This is a genomic window from Cellulomonas palmilytica, from assembly GCF_021590045.1.
GTDB lineage: Bacteria > Actinomycetota > Actinomycetes > Actinomycetales > Cellulomonadaceae > Cellulomonas > Cellulomonas palmilytica.
In genome coordinates this window covers 525,678-548,303 of sequence record NZ_CP062221.1, presented here as the reverse complement: position 1 = coordinate 548,303, position 22,626 = coordinate 525,678, and the positions used below count along the sequence as shown (strand labels likewise).

Sequence of the window (22,626 nt, the reverse complement as noted above, 5' to 3'; positions counted from 1 at the left end):
TGTGGTCGGGTCAGCGGTCCGCGCGGCTCAGGACGAAGTCCGCGAGCTCGGCGGGGGTGGCGTGCTCGAACAGGTCGACGAGCGTGACGTCGACGAGGCCGAGGCCGGTGCGCAGGCGTTCGTGCACCTGCATGACGTGCATCGAGGTGCCGCCGACGTCCATGAACCGGTCGTGCGGGCGGACGCGGCCGGCGCCGATGACGTCCTGCCAGACGCGCGCGATCCGGTGCGCGAGGTCGTCGTCCTCGTCGTCCCCGTCCGCGGGAGCGGACGCGTGGGCGGCGGGCCCGGCGGTCGGTGCGGGCAGGCGGTCGAGGTCGGGCTTGCCGTTCTGGTTGGTGGGGATCGCGGGGACGGGCACGATCGCGGCGGGGACCATGTACGCGGGCAGCCGCTCGCCGAGCGCGCGGCGCAGCGCCGAGACGGCCTCGTCGTCGAGCGTGCCGCCCGGCGCGGGCACCACCCACGCCGCGAGGAACGGCTCGGTCCCGGCGGGCTCGAGCAGCCGGACGACCGCCGCACCGACCCCGGCGTCCGCGGTGAGCGCGGACGTCACCTCGCCGAGCTCGATGCGGTACCCGCGCAGCTGCACCTGGTCGTCGACCCGGCCGACGTAGACGAGCTCGCCGTCGCCGTCGCGCCGCACACGGTCGCCCGTGACGTACGCGCGCTCGCGCCGCCCGTCGACGACGACCGTGCGGAACCGCTCGGCGGTGAGGTCGGGCCGTCCCAGGTACCCCTGCGCGAGCCCCGCGCCGGTGACGAGCAGCTCGCCGCTCACCCCGGGCGGGCACAGCCGCCCGAACGGGTCGACGACGACGGCTCCGAGGTGCGCGAGCGGCTCGCCGACGAGGCTGCGGCCCTGCGTGCGCGCCTCGACGGGTGTGATCTCGCGCGCCGTGACGTGCACCGTCGTCTCGGTGATCCCGTACATGTTGACGAACCGCGTGCCGGCTCCGACGTGGTCGAGCCACGGGCGCAGGTCCTGCGGGTACAGGGCCTCGCCGCCGAACACCGCGAGCCGCACGTCCGGCAGCGTCGTGCCGGCGCGGACCAGCACGTCGGACAGCCGGCGGAACGCGGACGGCGTCTGGTTGAGCACGGTGACGCGCTCGCGGGCGAGGAACGCGGCGAACGCCTGCGGGTTGGCGACCTCGTCGCCCTGCGGCACGACGAGGCAGCCGCCGCGCGTGAGGGGCCCGAGCACCTCCCACACGCTGAAGTCGAACGCGAGCGAGTGGAACAGGCACCACCGGTCGGACGGCTCGTGCGGCACCGCGTCGAGCGCGGCGTCCAGGAGCGCGGTGACGTTGTCGTGCCGGACGACGACGCCCTTCGGCTCGCCCGTGGAGCCCGACGTGAAGATGACGTACGCGAGGTCGGTGCCGCGGCGCAGCGTGCGCGGCAGCCCGGTGCCGTCGCCGCGGGTCACGGCGTGCCCGTCGAGCAGGTGGACGTCCGGGCGCTGCGCGAGCACGTGCTGCGCACCCGGCTCGGCGAGCACGGTCACGCGGCCGTCGAGCTCGCGCGCGACGCGGGCGTGGATGAGCTCGGCGCGGCGCGGCGGTGCGGCCGGGTCGACCGGCACGTACGTGCGGCCCGAGGCCATGACGCCGAGCATCGCGACGACCGCCTCGACGCTGCGCGGCAGCGTCACGACGACGAACGGTGAGGCCCCCGCGGCGTCGAGTGCGGCCGCGGTGGCACGCACGCGTCCGACGAGCGTCGCGTAGTCGACGTCGACGCCGCCGGCCCGCAGCGCGACCGCGTGCGGGGTGCGCTGCGCGACGTCCTCGAGGTCGTCGACGACCGTGCGGCGCGTGGGCGCGGCGGCGGGCGCGGGCGGCTCGTCGGCGTCCACGAGGACCACGTCCCGGACGACCGGCGCGTCGGGCGTGCGGGTCAGGGCGTCGAGCGCGGCGCGCAGCAGCCCGGGCGCGTCCGCGGCCTCGAGGTGGTCGGCCACCGCGACGTCGAGCTCCATGCGCTCGCCGTCGTCGGACGCCGTGACCGTCAGCGGGTACGGCAGCGCGTCGCGGCGCAGCGGGACGGACGTGACGCGCGTGCCGGGCAGCTGCAGCACGAGGTTCTGCTTGTAGAACGTCACCGCGTTGTCGACGCCGTGGAACGTGCCGCCCAGCAGGTCCGCGCCGTCCGGGCCGGACAGGTCGAGGCCCTGGTTGGCCTGCAGCAGCCGGATCCCGGAGCGCACCTGCGCGGCGAGCTCGCGCCACGTGGTCGTCGCGTCGATCCGCACCGGCAGCGGGAGCGTGTTGACGAAGAACCCGATCGCGTTCTTGGCGCGGTGGCCGGCGCGGCCCGCGAGCGGGACGCCGAGCGCGACGGTCTCGCGGCCCGCGAGCCGCTGCAGCGTCGCGGCGTACGCGGTGAAGAACGTGGTGGCGGCGCCGTGCTCCGTCCACGTCTCGCTCGCGCGGATGCGGGCGGCGGTGGCCGGGTCGGGCGACCAGCGGTGGTGCGTGCCCGTGACGGGGCCCTCGCCGCGCCGCGGCTCGAGCTCGGCGTGCCGCAGGTCGTCCGCGGTCGCCAGCAGCTCGCCGTACCGGGCGACCGCGCCGGGCGACGTGGGCGTGGGCGGCACGGTGCCGGGGTGGTCGCGCAGCCCGTCGAGGACCTGCGGCCACGCCTCCGTCGGCAGCGTGTAGAGCGTCGAGATCGCGTCGACCGTGCGGTAGAACGAGTACGCGTCGCCGACGAGGTGCGAGGCCACGAGCGTCAGGTGGTGCACGCCGTCGCCCGGGTACACGCGCACCGTGAGCTGCTCGGACGCACCGGGCGGGATCGGGCCGGACGCGACGATCGCCTCGGTCTCGAGCGCGATCCGTGCATCGCGGTCCTGGTCCGCGACCGGGTCCGGCGGCAGCTCGACGACGCGCACGACCGCGCTGCCGGGCCGCACGACCGCGGTCACGCCGTCCGTGCCGTGCTCGAACGACGTGCTCGCCCCGACCGCCGCGGTGAACACCGCACGCGTCGCCTCGACCAGCAGGTCCAGGTCGACGGGCTCCTCGATGCGGAACACGAACGCGAGGTCGAACGCGGTGTCGGTGGGGTTCGCCGCGTGGTGCAGGAACATGCCGCGCTGCGCAGGGGTGGCGGGGTAGCGGGACGTCACGGTCACGGTGGTGCCTCCTGGGGTCGAGGGAGTGCGTGTGCGGACGAGAGGTACGACGGAGGGCTGTGCGGACGAGGTCGGGCTGACGGGTCGGTCAGGCGACGGTCAGACGACGGCGTCGACGAGGTCGGGCGTGCGGGTGCGGCGGCGGTCGGCGGCGAACACCGCGACGACCGCGACCGCGACGGCGGCGCAGATCAGCGCCAGGACCGTCAGGCCGGTGCTGTAGGCCGAGATCTCGGCGGACCGGGCGGCCTGCGCGACCATCTGGTCGCGGATCGCGGCGGCCTGCGCGGACCCGGGCTCGGCGCCCGCGGCGGCGACGGCCGACGCGATGCTCGCGCGCAGCTCGTCGGCGCCCGACGTCAGGGTCCGGGTCATCGCGTCGGCCGCGACGGTCGACAGGAACGCGACGCCGAGCGACGCGCCGAGCTGCTGGCTCGTGTTCGCGAACGCCGACGCGATGCTCGAGTGCGCGGGCCCGACGCCGTGCGTCGCGGACGACATCGCGGGCGCCATGACGAGCCCGAGACCGAACCCGGCGAGGACCATGGGCGCGACGAGCGGGCCGGCGTCGGTCGTCGCGACGTCGACGCGCGTCGCGATCCACGCGAAGCCCGCCGCCTGCACGACGGCACCCGTGACGAACGTCGCGGCCAGCCCGACGCGCGGCACGAGCACGCGCGTCGAGACCACGGCGGCGACGACGAGCCCGCCGACCATCGGCAGGAACGCGATGCCCGTGCGCAGCGGCGTGTAGCCGAGGTCGCGCTGCAGGTAGAACGTCAGGTAGAGCGAGGAGCCCATCTGCGCGAGCCCGACGAGCCCGATCGTCAGGTACGAGCTCGCGCGGCGCGCGTCGGTGACGATCGACAGCGGCACGAGCGGCGAGGGCGCGACGCGCTCGCGGGCCAGGAACCCGGCCCCGAGCAGCACCCCGGCCGTGAGCAGGCCGATCGTGAGCGGGTGGTCCCAGCCGAGGGTCTCCGCGCGGGAGAACCCGAAGACCACACAGAACACCGCGCTCGACCCGAGCAGCAGACCCGCGGCGTCCTCGAGCACCACACCGCGGCGGGCCGGGGACGTGCCGCGCAGGCCGCGCGTCGCGAGCAGCACCGTGAGCAGCGCGAGCGGCACGTTGACGAAGAAGCACCAGCGCCAGCTGCCGGCCTGCGTGAGTGCGCCGCCGAGCACGAGCCCGAGCGCGGCTCCCGCGCCGGCGACCGCACCGAAGATCGCGAACGCCTTGGCGCGCTCGTCCTTGCCGGGGAACGCGGTGTTCATCAGGGACAGGTTCGTCGGGGCCATGAGCGCCGCGAACACGCCCTGCGCGACGCGCGCCGCGACCAGCAGGCCGAAGCTCGACGCGAACCCGCCCGCGAGGCTCACCGCGCCGAACCCGGCGACGCCGACCATGAACGCGGTGCGCGCGCCGAGGACCTGCGAGATGCGCCCGCCGACGAGCAGCAGCGAGCCGAACGCGAGCGTGTACGCCGTGATGGCCCACTGCCGGTCGGCGTCGCCGAACCCGAGCTCGGCCTGCGCGTCGGGCAGCGCCACGGCGATGATCGTCGTGTCGAGCACGACGACCACCTGGGCGAGGCAGGCGCACAGCACCAGGGACCGGGTCGACGTGCGCGGCGGTGCGTCGGTGCTCATGGCCTCGCTCCTTGCGTCGGGGACGATTCGGACGTCTCGACGCTAGGAGCGGCACCGACCGGACGGGAACGCCCGCGTGGCCGGTCTGTGGTCCGTCTGTGGGTTGCCACATGCGCCCGTGCGGAAAGGGGCCGTGACGATGTGGTCGCGTGCGGTATCAGGGCGCGGCGACGGCCCTCGCACCGGCCCGCGCACCGGCCCTGACCAGCGCGTCCAGCTCGGGGGAGACGTCCACTCCGAGCTCGCGGCGCAGCAGCCGCCGGTGCTCGTCCAGCGCCCGGTGCGCCTCGACGCGGTTGCCCTCGGCCAGCAGCGCCTCGAGCAGCAGCCGCTGCGCGGACTCCCGCAGCGGCTCGGCGTGCACGAGCGCCGCCGCGACCTGGGCCGCTGCCGCGGGCTCGTCGTCCAGCCATCGTGCCGCCGCGCGCTCGAACGCGTGCAGCACCTGCTGGCGCAGCCACGCGCGGTCCAGCAGCACGGAGTCGTCGTCCCAGCCGGGCAGCAGCTCGACGGTCGGCCGCACCACGTGCGGGACCCGGTCGAGCACCTCGTCGACCCCCGCCGAGCCGTCCGCGACGCGCTGCGACCACGCCACGACGTCCGCGACGTCGACCGCGACGTCCCGGCCGAGCCGCAGCGTGCGCCGGCACGCGTCCACGAGCCCCGGCGCGCACCGGTTGAGCCGCCACAGCGCGGAGCGCAGGTTCCCGTGCGCGCGCCCGCTGCCGCAGTCCGGCCACAGCTCGTGCGCCGCGCGCCCCCGGTCCACCTGCGTGCCGCGGCGTGCGAGCAGCACGACGAGCGTGCGCGTCCCGTCCGGCAGGTCGACGTACGCGCCGTCACGCGTGACGTACGGGCCGTCGAGCAGGTGCACGACGAGGCCGCTCGTGCGCACCACGGACGTCGTCGTCATCGCTGCCTCCCGCGGTGGCCTCGCTGCCACCCCACGCGGAAGGTGCCGCCCGGCGCCGGGTGAGATACCCCGCGCTACGAGCCGACACCCTTGGACCGGCGCTTCAAGGGCGGGACCACGAGGTTGGGCATTGCTCGGAGCATGAACTTGTCGAAGTGCGGAACCGTGAACGCGGCGTATCCGTGCTGCGGCGTGTACAGCAGTCCCATGTCGATGAGCTCGGCGCGGGTCGGTCCGAGCTGTGTGGACTCACGCCCGAGGACCGACGCCACCTCGCCGGCCTTCTGCGGTTCCGGGCCAAGCTGAGCCATCGCGCGGAGGTATGCGCTCTGCAGCTCGGTCGCACGGTCCAGGCGCACCCTGAAGAAGGACGCATCGAGCTTCGCCTCGTAGAGCTCACACGCGTCCTGGACGTCCGCGCGCGTGATCGGAGCCGTGCTCGCGGCTCCCCAGACGGCGTGCCCAAGCTCCTGGATGAAGTACGGGTATCCGCCGGTCAACTCGAACGCGAGGTCGAGTGCGTCTTCGGTGTACTCGACGCCTTCGGCGATCGCCGGCTCGTTCAGGGCGCGCTTGGCGTCCTGCTCCTCGAGGTTCCCGATCGACGGGAACTTGAGCAACCGCTCGGCGTAGGACTTCGCGTCTCCGGCGAGCTCGGCGATCTGCGGCAGTCCCGCGCCGACGAGCGTGATGGGCACCGCGCGCTGGACCACCTTGTGCAGCGCCACGATCAGGGACTCCAGCTGGACCTTGCTCAGGAACTGGATCTCGTCGAGCAGCAGCACCACGCCCCTCCGCTTGTCCTGCGCTGCCTCACCGACCGCGAGCAGAACGTCAGTCAGGTCCATCGACAGGTCACCGTGGTCGGCGAGCCCTTCGATCGCGTCGACGTTCAGGCCGGCCTGCCAGGTCCCCTCGGCGTCGACGGACACCGTGAACGACGCCAGAGCCGCCGCGGCCTTCTTGAACCGGTCGGACCACCGCGTCCGTGGCTCCAGCTCGAGCAGCGCCATCCGAAGACGCGCGGCGATGTCCATGCGGAACGCCGAGTCGTCGTGCTTCACGACCTCGTACTCGATCACGCTCCAGTCCTGCGTGAGTGCCACCTCCCGGAACTGTCCCAGCAGCACGGTCTTGCCGACGCCTCGCAGCCCGGTAAAGATCATCGACTGCTCGGTGCGGCCGCGGGCGATGCGCTTCAGCAGCACGTCGAATGCGGCGAGCTGGTCGTCGCGGCCGACGACGACGTCGGGCCGGGCGCCCGCGTTCGGCGTGTACGGGTTCAGCACGGGGTCCATGGGCGCCTTTGGAAGTTGAGGTGACTTTATCCAGCGCAAGTAAATCACCTAAGGTCGCCAAACCTCGCTGGCCCGACACGTCCTGCGGTGGTGGCGGCGCCTCGGAGCAACCTCGCGGCCGGGACCAGGTCACGTCAGGACCGCGTAGCGGCCCTGGACCTGCACCTCGGCCGCGGACAGGTTGCGTACCGTGATCCAGTACGTCAGCAGGCCCGCGCCTGCCATCTGCACCTGCACGTCCCACGCGACCTGCGCACCGGTGGCGCCGATCGTCGTCGGGACCACCGTCCACACCACGTGCTCCCCGACGGGCCACGAGTGCGTGAACCACTTCTTGCTGGCGCCCGCGGGCACCGGCCCGGCGAACTGCGTGCCGACCTGCATGACATCCCCTATCCGCGCGTCCGGTCAGACCGTCGCGACCACCTCGTAGCGACCGTCGACCGTGACGGGCTGGTCCGTCTCGTTCGTGACCGCGACCCAGTACTGCAGCCGCTCGCGCGACGTGCGCTGCACGCGCACCTCCCATCGCACCCCGCCCACGGGCGTCACGGGTGAGGTCGGCACGACCGTCCAGACCGTGTGCCAGCACGCCGGCCAGTCGTACGTGAACCACGTGACCGTCTGTCGCGGCGCGACCGGCCCCGTGAACTGCCGGCCCGTGTGCGGGCCGCTGAACGCGGGCAGGTGCGGCTGCAGCACCGCGGCGATCGCGCGCCGGCACACCACGCAGAACGGCTCGCTCAGCAGCCGCATCTTGCACTTGTGCATGGGGTGGTAGATGCCGCAGTTGAAGATCGAGCCGCCCTCGAACAGCCCGACGACGTCCGCGGCGACCGGGCTCGCGGCCTCGGTGTCCGGGCCGATGCACGGGCGCGGCGCGCGGGTCTGCGTGGGCAGCGGTGTGGTCGCGGCGATCAGGTCGCGCCACTTCGTCGTCGCGCGGGCCGTGTCCGTGGTGACGTTCGGCTCGACGGGCTCGCCGCCGGGCCACGGGCCGGTCGTGCCGCCGCCGTACTCGTCGGCGAGGCGGAACGCGGAGTGCCCGAGCTCGTGGATGCCGATCTCCGCCGCGTCGGGCGCGGTGGAGAACCACGCCGTCGAGCCGCCCGCGCCGCCGTAGACCGGGTTGTTGACGATCACGACCGTCGCGTCGACCTCCGGCACCGCGGTGCTCGCGGTGACCAGCGCGAGCGCCTCGTCGCCGTACAGCAGCCGGCGCATGCCGTTGTTGCAGTACGTCGCGTCGAAGTACGTGCGCGGCGTCGCGCCCGACCCGGTGCCGGGCGCGGGCTCGTCGGCGCACGCCACGGGCTCGTCCGCGCCCGAGTCGGTCGACGACACGTCGACCCGGTACACGTTGATCGCGCACCACATCTCCGTGAACGGCGGTGTCGCGAACAACCGCGCGACGAACGCCTCGGCGTCCGTGCGGAACTTCGGCAGCTCGGCCGCCCGGTAGCCCTCCGCGAGGATGACCAGGCACCAGCGGCTCGCGTCGGGGCCGTGGTCGACGATCTTCGTCGTCGAGACGACCGCACCGTCGGCGACGCCCATCAGCCCTGCCCCTGTCCGAGTCGCACCTTCACGAGCTGGCGCGGGGCCTTGCGCGCCGCGTCGTCCACGTCCGCCCGGCCGCGCACCACGAGCTCCACGCCGCCCGGCAGGTCCGGCACGACGACCTGGAACGCGCCGCGCACCTCGTCCGCCGTCACCTGCTTCGGGGCGACGCCGTACCGGTTGTGCACCTCGTGCTGCGCGCGGACCGGCTGGTGCAGCACCTGGGCGTACAGGACCGTGCCGTCCGCGTCGCGCACCTCCGCCCACGAGCCGCGCGAGCCCGCCTCGACGAGCGCGCGGTCGTCGGGCGGGGCGAGCATCGCGACGTGCTGCTGCGCGACCACGCTGACCTTCTCGCCGGTGTAGGAGAACGTGACGCGCCAGGCGGCCGGCGCGGGCGAGTCGCCCCCGCCGGCCGCGGCCGCCTCCTGGGCACGCGCCGCAGCGGCGCGCACCTGGGACGGGCGCAGCGCCGGACGCCCCGCGTCGCGCTGCTCCTCGTCGTCGCGGCCCGGACCGCCGCGCGTGCCGCCGCCCGTCCCCGTGCCGCCCGCGTCCTCGCTCATGTCACGCCTCCACGAACGCCGTGCCGTCCCACACCGCCGCGACCTTCTCGCGCACGCTCGACGCGGCGATCTGCCCCGCCGACCACATCAGCGCGAGCTCGTCGCCGAACCGGCTGACGCCCGCGACCAGGCCGGTCGTGTTCGTGAACCGGTACCAGGCACCCGCGTCCGACGAGGACGTCGGCGCACCCGGCGGCGGGGCGTACCAGCCCGCGCCCTCGAGCACAGGAGCCAGCCGCACGAACCTGCCCGTGACCGTGACCTGCGTGCACGCCGTCGCGTCGCAGTCCCACAGGCTCCACGCCGCCTCGGGCACCGAGCCCGCGTCCGGCGCCGCAGGGTCGAGCACGCGCGCCACCAGCGTCTGCGGGCCCGCACCGCCCTCCTGCCCGAGCGCGAGCGCGTCCGTCGCCGGGTCGACCAGCGCGGTCGACGGCACGAGCTCGAGCACGCGGCCCAGGTACGGCAGCAGGTCGTCGGGCGCCGGCACCCCGATGCCCGCGGGCGGCAGCGGGCGCACCGCGCTCAGCACCGGCAGCGTCGCGCCCTGCGCGTGCAGCGCCGCCCGCACCGCGTCGAACGCGGCCGCCAGGTCGCTGCGCACCTGCACGCTCACCGGGATCGCCGCCTGCGCGCCGCCCGCGGGCCGGTCGTTGACGCGGGCCGTGAGGTACAGCGGGGGGAGCACCGGGTCGAAGCCCGGCGTCGGGTTCGGGCCCGCGACGCCGAGCGTCGAGGCCAGCACCTGCGCGCGCATCACCGCGTCGTCCTGGATGAGGTTGAGGTACCCGCCGACCTGCGTGATGTTCAGCGGGGCCGGCACGCGCGACGGGAACAGGTCGCCCGCGGTCGCCAGGCGACGCAGGATCAGCTGCTGCGCCTCGAGCATCTGCGGGGAGATCGCGGAGTCGAGGATCCTCGTGAGCGCGTCGATCGCGCGGTCCTCGGCGGTGCTCGCCGCGGGGGTGGTGGTCGGTTCGGACATCGTCTCGTCTCCGTGTTCGTCGTCGTTCGTCGTCGGGCCGGTCAGGCGTGCGCGTGCCGTGTCAGAGGCTGGGGGCCGCGCCGCCGTCGACGGGGCTGCCGGAGCCCCCGGACCCACCGGACCCTCCGCTGCCGCCCGAGCCCCCGGACCCGCTGCCGGACCCGCCGGAGCCGGAGCCGCCGGACCCGCCGCCCGTGCCGCCCGAGCCCGTGCCGCCCGAGCCTGTGCCACCCGAGCCCGTGCCGCCTGAGCCCGTGCCGCCTGAGCCCGTGCCGCCCGAGCCCGTGCCGCCCTGGTCCTTGCCGCCGTTCTTGGCGTCGATCGCCCCGGTCACGGCCGTCATCGCGGCCTTCGCCAGCCCCGACGCCTCGGCGATGGTCTTGGTGAGGGAGTCCGCCGTGGTCTCGGTCTGCACCTTCATCTGCGCCCCGAGCTGCGTGAGGCCCGTGAGGTCCGTCGGCAGGTTCGTCGTCGGCTGCGACGCGATGAGCGCGGTCGCCAGCTCGGCCGGCGTGAGTGCCGTCGGGCCCTGGTTGATCGTGATCATGGGGCTCGACTCGAGCGACGCCGGACCCTGCGCGCCGTTCGGGCCGACGAGCTGGTTGGCCGAGCCGAACGCGGTCGCCACGTCGGCGGTCTTCTCCGCCTCGTCGGCGGGCGAGTCCTGCCAGTTCCAGAACCGCGTGAGGTCGATCTTCTCGGCCGACGCGCACGAGCCCAGGACCGCCTCGCCCAGCACGCCGCGCGCCGGCAGCGTGATCGACGACTGCGGCGGCGCGAACGCCTGCCGGTGGAACTTGAGCAGCGCCTCCTGGATGTCCCGGGACGTGAAGCCGACCTTCTCGGCCAGCGGCGCCGGGATGAAGAACGGCATGAGCGCCGCGTTGCCGAAGTACCCGACGACCTCGTTCGCCACGCAGTTCAGCAGCGGGACCTGCTGCGACGCGTCCGGGATGCCGCCCGTCGGCACGCCGATCGTGTACTGCTCGAGCATGATGGCGCGCTCCTCGGGCGTGAGGGACTGCCACACGGCCTTCGAGTACGCGACGGTGTTCTGCACGACGTGCTGCAGCAGACCCTCGATGCGCAGCACGTCCGCGAACGACAGCTCGGGCGGCAGACGCTTCGCCGCGACGGGCATGACGACGGGCATGCGCTCCGTGCCTCCCGCGCCGTTGTACGCCTCGATCACGTCGAGCGGGCCGATCACCGCGGTCGGGTCGAACACGACCGGACCGCCCAGCTCACGCTCGAGCTCGTCGGCCGCCATCGTCACGTCGAGGCTGCGCAGGATGTCGAAGATGTTCGACAGCGCGCCCAGGTCGACACCCGCGAGCGGGTCGGTCTTGTAGCTGAACGTGCGCCACGTGCGCGAGAACTCGAACCGCGACAGCTCGCTGCGCGCGATGTGGTCGGGCAGCGTGAGCGCCGCGGTGCGGGTCTCGAACGAGCCCGCGCGGCGGTCGCGCAGGTGCTGCAGCAGCGCGGCCTTCGTCGGGAGCCCCGTCGTGACGCTCGCGCTCGCGGCGGACATCTTCACCGGCCCCACGCGTGCGCCCGTCGACGAGACCGCCGTGACGTACACGTCCTCGAACGGCAGGAACGTGCCCGTGACCGTGAGGTTGACGATGTCCACCGCGCTGCCCGACGACGCCTGGACCGTCATCGTCGGGTTGCCCGCGAGCGAGCGCAGCACCTTCAGGCCGCGCGTCAGCTCCGGCTTGAACCGCACGCGCGGCTCGATGACGTCGTGGTGGCGCAGCAGCGCGTCGTACCGCGCCATGAGCTGCGCGCGCGTGTACTCGCCCGTCGGCAGCGTGCGCGGCTGGAACGTCGGCAGGAACTGCACGAGCTCGAGCGGCACGAACGCCATGAGCTGCACGTCGTCGACCTGGCTGGACACCGCGAAGTGCCGCAGCGCGCTCCAGTACATCATCGTGAGCGCGTGGTTGTGGTTGTGGTTCGTGATGACCTTCGTGACCACCTGGCGGCTCTCGCTCGAGCTCGCCAGCCGCACGGACGTGCGCGACGAGCGTCGTCGGGCCGCCGCCTGCCGCGCGAGGCTCGAGTGGAAGTCCTGCGACGCGTTCGACACGTAGTCGCGGCTCGCGGTCTGCCACGACGACGACGAGCCCGTCGTCGTCGAGTCCGAGTACCCGCCCGCCAGGCCGAGGCCGGCGACCACGCCGGAGAACATCGCGCCGATGCCCAGCCCGCCGCCGAAGCTGCCCGCCTCGGTGCGGACCTTCATGCGCGACCCGCCGCTCGCCGACTCGTCGAACGCCGACTGGAACACCGCGTTCGTCGAGGAGTCCGCGCGCTCGTTGTACGACTGCTGCTCGTCGGCCGTCATGGACTCCAGGTCCCGCACCGACAGCGTCTCGGTCTCCTCCGAGATCGCGATGCGCTGCTGCTCACCCGGCGCGAGCGGCAGCGAGTACACCAGGTCGCCCAGCGACAGACCCTGCGGGATCCACGTCTGGTGCATCTTGACGATGTAGCCCATGCCGAGGCTCGCGGCCTTCGGCACCGACCGCGGGTCCGTCTCCACGCGGTCCAGGAACGACTGCACGTCGATCGGCTGCTCGATCGGCACCCGCTCGACGATCTCCCACGAGCCCAGCTCGCCCATCGCCTCCGCGATCTGGCCCGCACCCAGGTAGCGGCCCAGCCCGACGGTGCTCGCCGACAGCGACGCGAACCTGTCGCCGCGCCCGAACCGCGACGCGAGCCGCCGGTTCGACAGCTGCGGCGCGACCAGCCGCACCAGCATCGAGTACCGGAACCGGTCCACGACCCCCGCGTTCGAGCGGAACGACTGCCCGCACTCGCCCTGCCCGAGCGTGAACGCCGGCACCGGCTCCGCGAACTCGCCCGGGTCCGCGAGCACGTCGTCCTCGCTCGTCGGCAGCACCACGTCCCCGAGCTGGGAGACGACGCTGCGCGGCAGCGGCGTGACGATCTCGTCCAGCGGCAGCAGCCCCACGTTCCCCGCGCCTGCGACCAGGTCCGAGCGCCGCAGCCCGTACTCCACGATCCGGTTCCCGCCGCGCACCAGCAGCCGCAGCCCGTCGTCGGGCAGCGGACGCGGCGGCAGCACGATCTTGAACGCGCCGCGCGAGTCGGTGCGCGTCTCCGGGTTCGACCACGGCAGCTTGACGTCGTACGACGAGCCGTCCGGCGACGACGACGGCCCCTGCGGCGCGAGCGCCGTCACCGCGACCAGCGCCGCCGGCGACCCGTCCGGGTTCACGAACCGCCCGTACACCGCCGCGGGCAGCTGCTCGGGGACCTTCGGGAGGAAGACGTCGAGGTCCTTCTTCACCACGTCGAGCGTGGAGAAGATCTGCGCGGTCGCCTTGAGCCGGTCCTCGAGGACCGACTTGACCTGCTCGAGGTCGATGTCGACCTGCAGGCCGAGGTCCTCGAGGTCGAGGCTCTGCACGGGGATCCGGCCCGGGTCCGTCGAGGCTCCGTCGCGCGTGCCGCCGGGCTCGTTCGGGTCGCGGCCCGGTGTCGGGCCCGTCCCCGGCGCCTGGGGCTTCATGGAGACCCGGATCCCCTGGTTCTCGCGTGCCATGACGGTGCTCCCCTGCTCCTCGGCTGTGCTCACGTCGTCGTGCCGCCACAGCCATGGCACGCACCGACCGCCACCACACCGTCACCCACCCGTCACCGCGCCCCCCTCCCACCACGATTCACCCACCCGCCCCCGCCCGCCCCCGCCCCCGGCGAAGTCGTGCGTTTCTCGGCAAGTCGCGCGTTCCTCTGCACGACTTGGCGAGAAACGCACGACCCCACGAGAGATCCGCGACTGTCACCCGTGGCGGGTATACCTCTAGCGGTATGGCGGGACTGTGGATGCAGCGACGTTGATCCGGACGAGCCGGGAGGCGGCCGGGCTGAGCCAGGACGCGCTCGCGGCACGGGCCGGGACGTCGCAGCCCGCAATCTCGCGCTACGAGTCGGGGGTCGCCTCGCCGTCGGTCGAGACCCTGGACCGCCTGCTCGCGGCGATGGGGCAGCGACTGGAGATCGGAGCGACGTCGTCGCCGCGTCATCTCGACGTCCGCTCGCCGCGCATGGCGAAGCTGCGCGCGAACCGGGACCGCGTGCGGCGCATCGCGCATCGCGCACCGGCACGGCGCCTCCAACGTCCGGGTCTTCGGCTCCGTCGCACGCGGCGAGGACGGCCCGGACTCCGACATCGACCTGCTCGTCGACCTGGACGTCCACACCCGGGGCCTGCTCCCACTGGGGGCGATCGCCGACGAGGTCTCGGCCCTGCTGAGCGAGCGCGTCGACGTCGCACCCGCGAGCGCCCTCGCCCCGCACGTCGCCGACTCCGCCTCGGCCGAGGCGGTCCGTCTCTAGGTCGCGCGACGATTGCGCCCGACCGACCGCGACCTCGTCGGCGCGGAGCTAGCGGTGGTGCTCGAAGCGGCGGAGCAGGGCGTCCGCGTCGTCGTGCAGGGCCGAGCCGAGCCGGCTCAGCTCGGCCTCCGCGTGGCAGGTGTCGAGGTCGTCAGGCAGGTGCCTGTGGTGCAGGACGGAGGCGATCTCGGTGAAGCTGCCCATGCCGCCGTAGGCGCGCAGCAGGTGCTCGAGTCCGTGCGCGTCCTGCGCGGTGATCTGGCGGTGCGCTTCAGTCATCCACGCCGCCCAGTACGACTCACCGACGCGGGTCAGGAGGTCCGCAGCGGCGACGAGGTTCGCGACCAGGCGGTCGTACCGCTCGTCGGCCTCGTCGTCGTCCACGCGGTCACGGTACGGGACCTGGCGTCGGGTGTCGGAGAACGAGGACGGGCCGGTGCAGACCGAGAGTCTGACCGGGCCGAGGGCCGGTCAGGAGCCGGTGACGTCCCGCGCGGCGTCGACCATGCGCGTCGCCCAGTCGACGGCCTTCGTGGCATCCGTCCGACTGATCGGCCCGGCTTGGTACTGCGCGGCGGTCTTGAGCCCGAGGAGCCGGCGGAAAGTTGACTCCAGTGCCTTGCCCGCGGGCCCGGCAGCGGCGAGCTCCGGCACGGCGGAGCGGTGGGTCCTCGGACTTGCCGGTGCGACCCGTGATCTGGAGGCAGATCGCGTCCTTGGCGTTGATCCCGGCTAGCACCGCCGATGACGCCGCCGCTGTATGGAGCTCCAGGTCCAGCTCCAGGCCGGCAGCATCGAGGAACTCGCGGGCCTTCCGCAGGTGACCGAGCGAGTCCTCCCGGGCGCCCACCTCAGGCTGCCTTCGGGGCAGGGACCAGTGAGATCGACCCGACGATCGCGCGCCCGTCGCGCCGGATCTCGCTCAGGAGGCGCTCACCCGCTGCGGCCATGGCCCGAAGCTCCTGACCGGAGCGGTCGAGGATCTCGCACGGATTTCCAGACCAGCGGGTGACGCGCGCGGCGAGGTCCGTGACAGCCGCATGCCAGTCGGCGTCATCGGGGTCCACGTCGGCGGGCCGGATGACGAGGAGGTCGATGTCGCTGGCGCCGCCGCCATCGCCTCGTGCGGCGGACCCGTAGACGACGACGCCGTCCGGGGGCTTGGGCCATCCGTCTGCGTGCTCGCTGATTCGGCTCCACAGCCGCTGGCGCAGGGATGTGAGCGCCTCGACGGCCGATGCGGCGACGTGCTCGCGGTTCAAGGAGAAGAGTGACGCGGCTCCTGCCGGGGTCCGGTCGACGAGGCCGGACCCGGTGAGCTCGATGAGGATGCGCGCGGCGCGCGACTGGGAGACGCGCGGGCGTGTGAGCTCGGCGATCGCGCGGCCGGTGAGCGGTGTCGAGGTGGACGCCAGCACGGCAAGCACGGGGCCGTGGGCGGACGGCACCACGTCGGCGATCGGGTTCGAGACGTCCATCATCGGCTCCAAGTGAGTCGTGAAGTACTCACGTGAAACCTATAGTACTCATTCCCGTCGCCACGTCAGCGCGAAATCAGCCTCGAACTCAAGGGTGTTGTGGCAACGAGCCGACCAGCGGAAGGGTCCCCAGCGAGCTCTGACACAGCGTCCGCAAGTCTCTGACCTGCGGAAACGATGGAGCGGGTGACGGGAATCGAACCCGCGCTGTCAGCTTGGGAAGCTGAAGTTCTACCATTGAACTACACCCGCGCGAACCGTCCTCGGACGCCCGGAGGCGCCGAGCCGCGGTCGGCACCCGACAGCATAGCGGCCGCTCGTGACCAGTCGAACCGCATCCCGACGGGCGCCCCGAGCCGGTCGACAGCCGTGACCCCGCGTCTGCTCCGGGTCCGGACCCATGAAGCCGGAGGGATGGCGGGTTCGTCGTCGTCCTGCCCGCCGAGACCGTCGTTGCTCCGGGAACGGGCGGTCGGAGCCGGAGGAACCACGGGGTCGGAGGAACCACGCGGTCGACCGGGCACCTGAGCACGGGACGACGAGGGGTGGGTCAGGCGCGGGGGTCGAGCTCGGTGAAGTCGTCGGGAGGGTCGATGTCGACGTCCGTGTTCCAGCCCGTGAGGTCGGCCTCGACGGTGCCGGCCGGCTCGGCGTAGCGGCGGACCAGTCCGTCCGGGCCGATCCACAGACGGAGCATCCAGTACGGGTTGGAGACGGCGCCGCTCGTGTACCGCTCACCGGTCGCGCCCGTCGCGCGGCGCAGGTCGACGACGACGTCGAACGGCTGCGCGGCCACGTCGTCGACGGTGATCGACGCCCCGCCCGGCGCGACGGAGGCCACCGCGTCGCGGATGTCGGCGAACCGGCTCCCCAGGTCGACGACCGCGAGGTAGTCGACGTACGCGCCGACGAGCGGGTCGGCGGGGTCGGTGCGTGACGTGCGGGCGAACCCGTCGGTGAGGCCGGGCAGGGAGGCGTACGCGTCGTCGTCGACGAGCCGCAGCTCGCTCGTCGCGCCGTCCTCGTCGATGCGTCCGACGAGGTCCCACCCGTCGCCCTCGCGCTCGGCGGCGCCCGCGACGACGGGAGCCTGCGGGTCGACGCGCAGCTCGAACGTGTAGGTGTCGGTGGCCGCGAGCGCCTGCGCGAGGTCCGTGATGACGTGCGCGGTGTCGTACCGCACGGCGACGCGCGGCAACGGCCGCGGGCCGCCCTCGTCCGCCAGCGCGCCGCCGGCGAGCGCACCGGTGAACCCGCCCGCGAGCAGCCCGCCGACGGCGACGAGCGCCGGCACCCGGGACAGCGGCGGAAGTTGCACGGCCGAACTCTCTCAGCACCGGGCAGGTTCGCGCAGCACCCCGGTGGGGGACGTGCAGGTCACGACGACGTCGTCGTCGGCGGCGGCGGCGGGCGACGACCCGCCGAGAGGCAGTGCCGCGGTGACGACCGTGGTGCGGGCCCGCTACCGACCGACCGTCACCTCGACCGCGCCGAGGTCGCGCACGTCACCCGGTGCGAGCGTCAGCTTCGTCAGACCCGGGGGCAGGTCGTACCAGAACGGCTGACCGGTGAGGATCGACGGGTCGGCGTCGAGGCGGAGCCGGTACGTGCCGGGGAGCGTCTCGCGCGTGCCGAACGTGAACGCGCCGTCGTCGAGCGTGCGGGACGCGACGACCGTGCCCTTCTGGACCAGCTCGACCGTCCCAGCGACGGGCACGCCGCGGAACTGCACGCGCCCGCGCAGCGTCGCCATCCGCTGCGTGAGCCTGATCGGGGTGTGCACCGACCGCGCGGGCTTCGCCTCGACGCTGACGGGGACCCAGCCGACCTGCTGCGCGGTGATGGTCGCGGGCAGGTGCGGGATGACTCCGGGGACCGTGAACTGGCCGTTCTCGTCGGCGATCACGGAGAGCGGGTCGGTGCCGTCGCACAGGAGGTCGCACACCGTGGCCCGCTTGCGGCCCGTCTGGTCGGCGCTGCGTATGTCGCCGTACGCGGTGACCGTGAGGCGGCCCAGCCGCAGCCGTCCCGCGTCGGTGGTCTTCCCGGCGCGGACGGTGACGCGCTTGCTCGCGTAGCGGGTGCGGTCGCTCGCGTACACGTCGTACGTGCCGGGCGGGAGCGTCACGCGCGTGCCGGTGACCTCCCGGACACGTCGGCCCTCGGTCGTCGCGACGACGACCGTGCCCGGCCCGCTGACCGCGAGCGCACCTTCGCGGACGAGCGTGAGGTCGCGGGTGGTCGTGCGGCCCTCGGTCGCGGCGACGAGCGCGGTGCCGGTGGACCACCCGTTGTCGAGGCGCTGCTCGCTCACGCGGTACGTCCCCGTCGGCAGTCCGCGCACGCGGTAGCGGCCGTTCGCGTCGGTCGTCGCGCTCCACGTCCCGTGCTCACCCTGGACGCGGACCTGGAGGCCCGACTTGGGTTTCCCGGACGCGAGCAGGCGTCCGGTGACCGTCGCGCCGACCCGCAGGTCGATGCCTGTCCCGACCTCGATGTCGTCGATGACGTCGACGACGTCGGAGAACGTGTCGAGGTGGACACCGTCCCGCGGCCGCAGGAGGACCCGGTACCGGCCGGGGGTCATGGGCCAGGTCTGGTAGTCCTGCTCGCCCCACGGGCGGGAGGTGCGCAGCGGCCGCTCGCTGCCGCCGGCCTTCCAGAGCTCGTACGACGACTCGGCGCCGAGGTCCTGGAGCGCGCCCGCGCGGAGCTCGCCGTCCCGGCGCAGGTGGGCGTCGAGCGTGGCGTCCTCGACCGCGGGGGGCAGGGGGTCGAGCGTCTGCCAGAGGAAGTCCTCGGCTCCGCCGGCCCCGACGAAGGCGTACGAGTACTCGTAGTTGCCGGGGTAGACGCCGCTGGGCCGGAGCTCGACGTTCGCGAGCAGGTACCAGTCCGTCGTGCCCGTGGGGACCGGGAGGGAGTACAGGCCGTTCGGCTCCGTCTCGACGGACCCGTACGCGCCCGTGGCCGGGACGTACCAGCTCACGTGGATGTGGGCGACCGTGCTCCCGCCGAACGCGGTGAGCACCTGGCCGGAGTAGGTGACGGTCTCGTCGTCGGCCGTCGCCGGAGCCTGGAGCGCGCCGAGAAGGAGCCCGGTGGTGACGGTCGTGGCGACGAGGGCGCGCAGCATGGCCGCAGTGTGACAGCGGTCACACGGAATGCGCCATCACCCGTGCCCCGACCCGGGCAGAACACCCCTAACGGCGGAACGCGACCTCGACGGTCCCCAGGTCGAGCGTCTGGCCGGACCTCACGGTCACGGTTCCCAGGTCGCCGGGCAGGTCGTACCAGAACGGGGTGCGGGCGAGGTACGAGCCGGCCGGCGCGTCGAGCGTCATCCGGTAGGTGCCGGGGGCGAGCCGGGCCGTCCCGGTGTCGAGCGCGCCGCCCGTGAGCTCGCGCGTGAGCGCGACCGCCCCCGACCGGGAGAACGAGACGCTGCCCTGGACGGGCGCGCCCCGGTAGCGCAGCGTGCCGCGCACGCGGGCGTTCTCGGTCGTGAGGCGCAGCTGCAGGTTCGTCGCAGCCGAGGTGCCGATGCGCGTGACGGTGCGTCCCGGCTGCCACCCGGCCTGCTCGGCCTGGACGAGCGCGACCCCGGGCACCACGCCGCTCACGGTGTACGTCCCGTCGGCGCGGACGGTGGCCGTGCGGCCGTCGGGACCGCCGCACAGGGTGTCGCACACGGCGACGGTGCGCTTCTTGGCGTTCGCGCGGGTGTCGCCGCCGGTGACCTCGCCGCGGACGCTGACGAACGCCTTGTCGGGGCGCGGCGTGCCGGCGTCGGTGACCTTCCCGGCGCGGACCGTGACGTCCGTGCGGGTCCAGCGCAGGCCGCTGGCCGCGTACAGGAGGTAGCGACCGGGCGGGACGGTCACGCGCGTGCGGTCGAGCTCCCGCACCCGGTTGCCGCCCACGTCGGCCAGGACGACGAGCAGGTCCGGCGCCCGCACGACCAGCGCGCCCTCGCGCTCGAGCGTCAGGTCGCGCGTCGTGGTCGCCCCGACCCTCACGCGCACGAGCCCGCTGCCCGACGACCAGCCGTTGTCCACGCCGCTCTCCGCGACCCGGTAGGTGCCGGCGGGCAGCCCGGGCACCCGGTAGCGCCCCTGCGCGTCCGTCGTGACCTGGCGCGTCGCGCCGTCGCCGTGGACCGTCACGCGGACGCCGGCCACCGGCCTGCCGAACCCGAGCAGGCGTCCGGTGAGGGTGCCGCCCGTCGACGCGACCAGCGGCAACGCGGACTGCTGCCCGGGCCGGACGGTGACGACCGCCGACGTGGTGATCGTCCGGTCGTCGCGGGCGGGGTGCAGGACCACGCGGTAGCGGCCGGGCACGAGGTCGCGGAACTCGAACGCGCCGTCGTCGCGGACGTCGCGCTGCGCGTCGTGCAGGTGTCCCTTGCCGTCGGCGCGCTTGAGGTCGACCCAGGCGTGCCCGGGCGCGAAGCCGGTCGCGGTACCGGCGATCGAGCCGCGTGCGTCGAGGTCGATGTCGACCGTCGCGTCCTGCGTGGCGTCGGGGCGCAGGTCGAGGGCCTGCCACGCGTGGTCGCCCCGCCCGTCGGCGCCGACGAACTCCGGCGCGTAGGTGAGCGGGTCGCCGGACCCGTGGTTCGCGACGAGCGCCCAGTCGGAGGTGCTCACGGGGACGGGTAGCGCGTAGGTGCCGTCGCTCGCGGTCAGGACCGAGCCCTGGTCGCCGCTCGCGGGCTCGTACCAGCCGACGTGCACCGGGACCGCCAGCGTGGCCCCGCCGACGGTCACCCGGCCCGTGTAGGTCACCGTGTCGTCGGCCGCCCCGGCCGGGGTGAGCGTGCTGAGGACGAGGGCGACGGCGAGCGCGCCGACGGTGGCGAACCTCGGGAGCATGCGCCAGATTGTGGCATCCGGGCGTTCTGCCCGGGTCCGGATCGTGACGACGGTCACACCCGTCCTATCGCTGCAGCACGGTCCGCACGGTGCCCAGGTCCACCCTCTCGCCGGGCCGCACGGTGAACGTGCCGGGCACGTCGAGCCAGAACGGCGTGGCCGCGCCGCGCGAGCCCACGATCTCGTCGGACGTGATCCGGTACGTCCCGGGCGCGATCCGGCCGTCCCACGTGTCGATGGAGCCGTTCTCGAGCCAGAAGGACTCGGTCACGGTGTCGCTCGTCAGGCTGACCCGGCCGGTCAGCGGGACGCCGTTCGGCGTCACCAGCTTCACGCGCAGCGCGCCGCCCTGCGTGGTCAGCCGCACGTCGACCCTCGTCGACGACCCTCCCGTGACGGCCTTCTTCGTCACGGGCTGCCAGCCCTTCTGGCTCGCGGTGACGGAGACCGCCCCCGGGATGACCGAGGTGGCCACGAACGTCCCGTCCGCCGCGACGCTGACGGGCGCGGGGGTGAAGCCCGTCGGCGGGACGTCGCACGTGAGGTCGCAGACGCGGACCGTCTTGGGTCGGGAGGTCGTGGACGCGCCGCCGCCCGTGATCTTCCCGCGGACGGTCACGAACGGGCGGTCCGCACGCAGCTTCCCGGTCTGGGTCAGCTTGCCGGAGCGGATCGTCACGGCGGTGCGCGACCAGCCGCTCTTCGCCTTCGTCCAGACGAGGTACTGACCGGGCGGCAGCGTCAGGCTGTGGTCGCTGAAGAGCCATCGCCGCCAGGTGCCGTCGGCGTCGGCGAGCGCGACGTCCTGCCCGCGTGCGTCGACCGTGAGCCGGCCCTCACGCACCAGCTTGAGGTCGCGGGTCGTCGTCGCGTTCGACGTGACCTTGAGCAGGCCGGAGCCCGACGTCCACCCGTTCTCGTCGCCGGACTCGCTGATGCGGTACGTGCCGGGCGGCACGTCGTCCGCGCGGTAGCGGCCCTGCGCGTCGCTCGTGAGCCTGCGGGCGAAGTACGTGCCCGCCAGGGTGACCTCGACGCCGGCGACCGGACGGCCGGAGCGCAGCAGGCGACCGGTGACCGTCCCGCCGGCGCGCAGCTCGGTGCGGACCGGGATCTCGTCACCGCCGCGCACCGTCACGGTCGTCGTGTGCACGGGGGTCCAGGTCCCACCCCGGTGGACGAGGACGCGGTACCGGCCCGGGATCAGGAACCGGAACACGTAGGAGCCGTCGCGCACCCGCTTGCCGTCGACGAACGTCCGGCCGCCGTCGGCGCGCTCCAGGAGGACCTCCGTCCCCTCGCCTCCGCCGGTGACCGTGCCGACGACGGTCCCCGTCGGCACGAGGTCGATGTCGACCGTGGCGTCCTGCGTGGGCGCGGGGCGCAGCTCGAGGCCCTCCCAGGCGTGGTCGGTGGCGCCGTCAGCGCCCACGTACTGCGGCGCGAACGTGCGCAGGTCCTGGTAGTTGTCGTAGTACGAGCGCTCTTCCTCGTACGGGTTGGCCACCAGCACCCACTGCGACACGCGCCCCGGCACGAGGAGCGAGTACGTGCCGTCGGCCCGCGTGAGCGTCGAGGCGTTGAGCCCGGTCGCCGGCTCGTACCAGCGCACGTGCACGGGCTTGGGGAGCGCCTTGCCGGCGGCGGTGACGCGCCCGGTGTACGTGACGGTCGTGGGGGCCGCGGTCGCGGGGGTCAGCGACCCGGCGACGAGGGCGACCGCGAGCGCGCCGACGGCGATGATCCTCGAGAGCATGCGCCGAGTCTGACATCAGGTCCG

General features: G+C 73.7%; 17 protein-coding genes, 1 tRNA gene and 1 pseudogene. 2 read left to right on the top strand and 17 right to left on the bottom strand.

The genetic code is table 11. The features are described from left to right. Positions 1–10: 10 nt before the first annotated feature. The 9 genes from F1D97_RS02735 to F1D97_RS02695 form a co-directional block, all read right to left on the bottom strand. Entirely contained in the window at positions 11–3,142 is a 3,132-nt protein-coding gene (locus F1D97_RS02735; protein ID WP_236122206.1) for a non-ribosomal peptide synthetase, read from the bottom strand. 99 nt (positions 3,143–3,241) lie between these two features. Continuing rightward, positions 3,242–4,795 carry an MFS transporter gene (locus F1D97_RS02730; RefSeq protein WP_236122205.1) on the bottom strand — a complete coding sequence of 518 codons (1,554 nt, stop codon included), beginning with the start codon at positions 4,793–4,795 and terminating at the stop codon, positions 3,242–3,244. Positions 4,796–4,952: 157 nt separating this feature from the next. Then, on the bottom strand, positions 4,953–5,708 hold the full coding sequence (locus F1D97_RS02725) for an AfsR/SARP family transcriptional regulator (RefSeq protein ID WP_236122204.1): 756 nt from the start codon (positions 5,706–5,708) through the stop codon (positions 4,953–4,955). 74 nt (positions 5,709–5,782) lie between these two features. Next, positions 5,783–7,006: an ATP-binding protein gene (locus F1D97_RS02720; RefSeq protein ID WP_236122203.1), complete on the bottom strand. Its 1,224-nt coding sequence runs from the start codon at positions 7,004–7,006 to the stop codon at positions 5,783–5,785. Positions 7,007–7,135: 129 nt separating this feature from the next. Continuing rightward, positions 7,136–7,390 carry a hypothetical protein gene (locus F1D97_RS02715; protein WP_236122202.1) on the bottom strand — a complete coding sequence of 85 codons (255 nt, stop codon included), beginning with the start codon at positions 7,388–7,390 and terminating at the stop codon, positions 7,136–7,138. 24 nt (positions 7,391–7,414) lie between these two features. After that, complete coding sequence (locus tag F1D97_RS02710) at positions 7,415–8,563, bottom strand: M64 family metallopeptidase (protein ID WP_236122201.1); 1,149 nt, start codon at positions 8,561–8,563, stop codon at positions 7,415–7,417. Further along, complete coding sequence (locus F1D97_RS02705) at positions 8,563–9,132, bottom strand: hypothetical protein (RefSeq protein WP_236122200.1); 570 nt, start codon at positions 9,130–9,132, stop codon at positions 8,563–8,565. The genes F1D97_RS02710 and F1D97_RS02705 overlap by 1 nt, the downstream gene beginning before the upstream one ends. Before the next feature lies 1 nt (position 9,133). After that, positions 9,134–10,117 (bottom strand): hypothetical protein, encoded by a 984-nt coding sequence (locus tag F1D97_RS02700; RefSeq protein ID WP_236122199.1) that lies wholly within the window; start codon positions 10,115–10,117, stop codon positions 9,134–9,136. Positions 10,118–10,178: 61 nt separating this feature from the next. Further along, a complete protein-coding gene (locus F1D97_RS02695; protein ID WP_236122198.1) occupies positions 10,179–13,730 on the bottom strand; it encodes a hypothetical protein in 3,552 nt (1,183 codons plus the stop codon). A gap of 244 nt (positions 13,731–13,974) precedes the next feature. On the opposite strand from F1D97_RS02695, the pseudogene F1D97_RS17525 reads away from it, so the two are divergent. Both F1D97_RS17525 and F1D97_RS17455 read left to right on the top strand, forming a co-directional pair. Further along, a pseudogene (locus F1D97_RS17525) lies at positions 13,975–14,082 on the top strand (helix-turn-helix domain-containing protein); the annotation flags it as partial. Between the two features lie 94 nt (positions 14,083–14,176). Next, complete coding sequence (locus F1D97_RS17455; RefSeq protein ID WP_317618978.1) at positions 14,177–14,491, top strand: nucleotidyltransferase family protein; 315 nt, start codon at positions 14,177–14,179, stop codon at positions 14,489–14,491. A gap of 48 nt (positions 14,492–14,539) precedes the next feature. Here F1D97_RS17455 and F1D97_RS02685 read toward each other — a convergent pair whose 3' ends face one another. The 8 genes from F1D97_RS02685 to F1D97_RS02650 form a co-directional block, all read right to left on the bottom strand. Further along, positions 14,540–14,875: a DUF6966 domain-containing protein gene (locus F1D97_RS02685; protein ID WP_236122197.1), complete on the bottom strand. Its 336-nt coding sequence runs from the start codon at positions 14,873–14,875 to the stop codon at positions 14,540–14,542. A gap of 87 nt (positions 14,876–14,962) precedes the next feature. Next, positions 14,963–15,145: a hypothetical protein gene (locus F1D97_RS02680; protein WP_236122196.1), complete on the bottom strand. Its 183-nt coding sequence runs from the start codon at positions 15,143–15,145 to the stop codon at positions 14,963–14,965. Positions 15,146–15,342: 197 nt separating this feature from the next. Beyond that, positions 15,343–15,969 (bottom strand): nucleotidyltransferase domain-containing protein, encoded by a 627-nt coding sequence (locus F1D97_RS02675; RefSeq protein WP_236122195.1) that lies wholly within the window; start codon positions 15,967–15,969, stop codon positions 15,343–15,345. 178 nt (positions 15,970–16,147) lie between these two features. After that, a tRNA-Gly gene (locus F1D97_RS02670) sits at positions 16,148–16,221 on the bottom strand. A 298-nt stretch (positions 16,222–16,519) separates the two neighbouring features. After that, positions 16,520–17,287 carry a hypothetical protein gene (locus F1D97_RS02665; protein WP_236122194.1) on the bottom strand — a complete coding sequence of 256 codons (768 nt, stop codon included), beginning with the start codon at positions 17,285–17,287 and terminating at the stop codon, positions 16,520–16,522. A gap of 144 nt (positions 17,288–17,431) precedes the next feature. Then, complete coding sequence (locus tag F1D97_RS02660; protein WP_236122193.1) at positions 17,432–19,105, bottom strand: carboxypeptidase-like regulatory domain-containing protein; 1,674 nt, start codon at positions 19,103–19,105, stop codon at positions 17,432–17,434. Positions 19,106–19,172: 67 nt separating this feature from the next. After that, entirely contained in the window at positions 19,173–20,846 is a 1,674-nt protein-coding gene (locus tag F1D97_RS02655; protein ID WP_236122192.1) for a carboxypeptidase-like regulatory domain-containing protein, read from the bottom strand. Between the two features lie 64 nt (positions 20,847–20,910). Beyond that, positions 20,911–22,602 (bottom strand): carboxypeptidase-like regulatory domain-containing protein, encoded by a 1,692-nt coding sequence (locus F1D97_RS02650; RefSeq protein WP_236122191.1) that lies wholly within the window; start codon positions 22,600–22,602, stop codon positions 20,911–20,913. Positions 22,603–22,626 lie beyond the last annotated feature (24 nt).

Excerpts from the sequence above, each read along its gene's own strand:
- F1D97_RS02650 (WP_236122191.1), bottom strand. The coding sequence starts at position 22,602 with ATGCTCTCGAGGATCATCGCCGTCGGCGCGCTCGCGGTCGCCCTCGTC.
- F1D97_RS02655 (WP_236122192.1), bottom strand. The coding sequence starts at position 20,846 with ATGCTCCCGAGGTTCGCCACCGTCGGCGCGCTCGCCGTCGCCCTCGTC.
- F1D97_RS02725 (WP_236122204.1), bottom strand. The coding sequence starts at position 5,708 with ATGACGACGACGTCCGTGGTGCGCACGAGCGGCCTCGTCGTGCACCTG.
- F1D97_RS02730 (WP_236122205.1), bottom strand. The coding sequence starts at position 4,795 with ATGAGCACCGACGCACCGCCGCGCACGTCGACCCGGTCCCTGGTGCTG.
- F1D97_RS02700 (WP_236122199.1), bottom strand. The coding sequence starts at position 10,117 with ATGTCCGAACCGACCACCACCCCCGCGGCGAGCACCGCCGAGGACCGC.
- F1D97_RS02705 (WP_236122200.1), bottom strand. The coding sequence starts at position 9,132 with ATGAGCGAGGACGCGGGCGGCACGGGGACGGGCGGCGGCACGCGCGGC.
- F1D97_RS02720 (WP_236122203.1), bottom strand. The coding sequence starts at position 7,006 with ATGGACCCCGTGCTGAACCCGTACACGCCGAACGCGGGCGCCCGGCCC.
- F1D97_RS02660 (WP_236122193.1), bottom strand. The coding sequence starts at position 19,105 with ATGCTGCGCGCCCTCGTCGCCACGACCGTCACCACCGGGCTCCTTCTC.
- F1D97_RS02710 (WP_236122201.1), bottom strand. The coding sequence starts at position 8,563 with ATGGGCGTCGCCGACGGTGCGGTCGTCTCGACGACGAAGATCGTCGAC.
- F1D97_RS02715 (WP_236122202.1), bottom strand. The coding sequence starts at position 7,390 with ATGCAGGTCGGCACGCAGTTCGCCGGGCCGGTGCCCGCGGGCGCCAGC.
- F1D97_RS02675 (WP_236122195.1), bottom strand. The coding sequence starts at position 15,969 with ATGGACGTCTCGAACCCGATCGCCGACGTGGTGCCGTCCGCCCACGGC.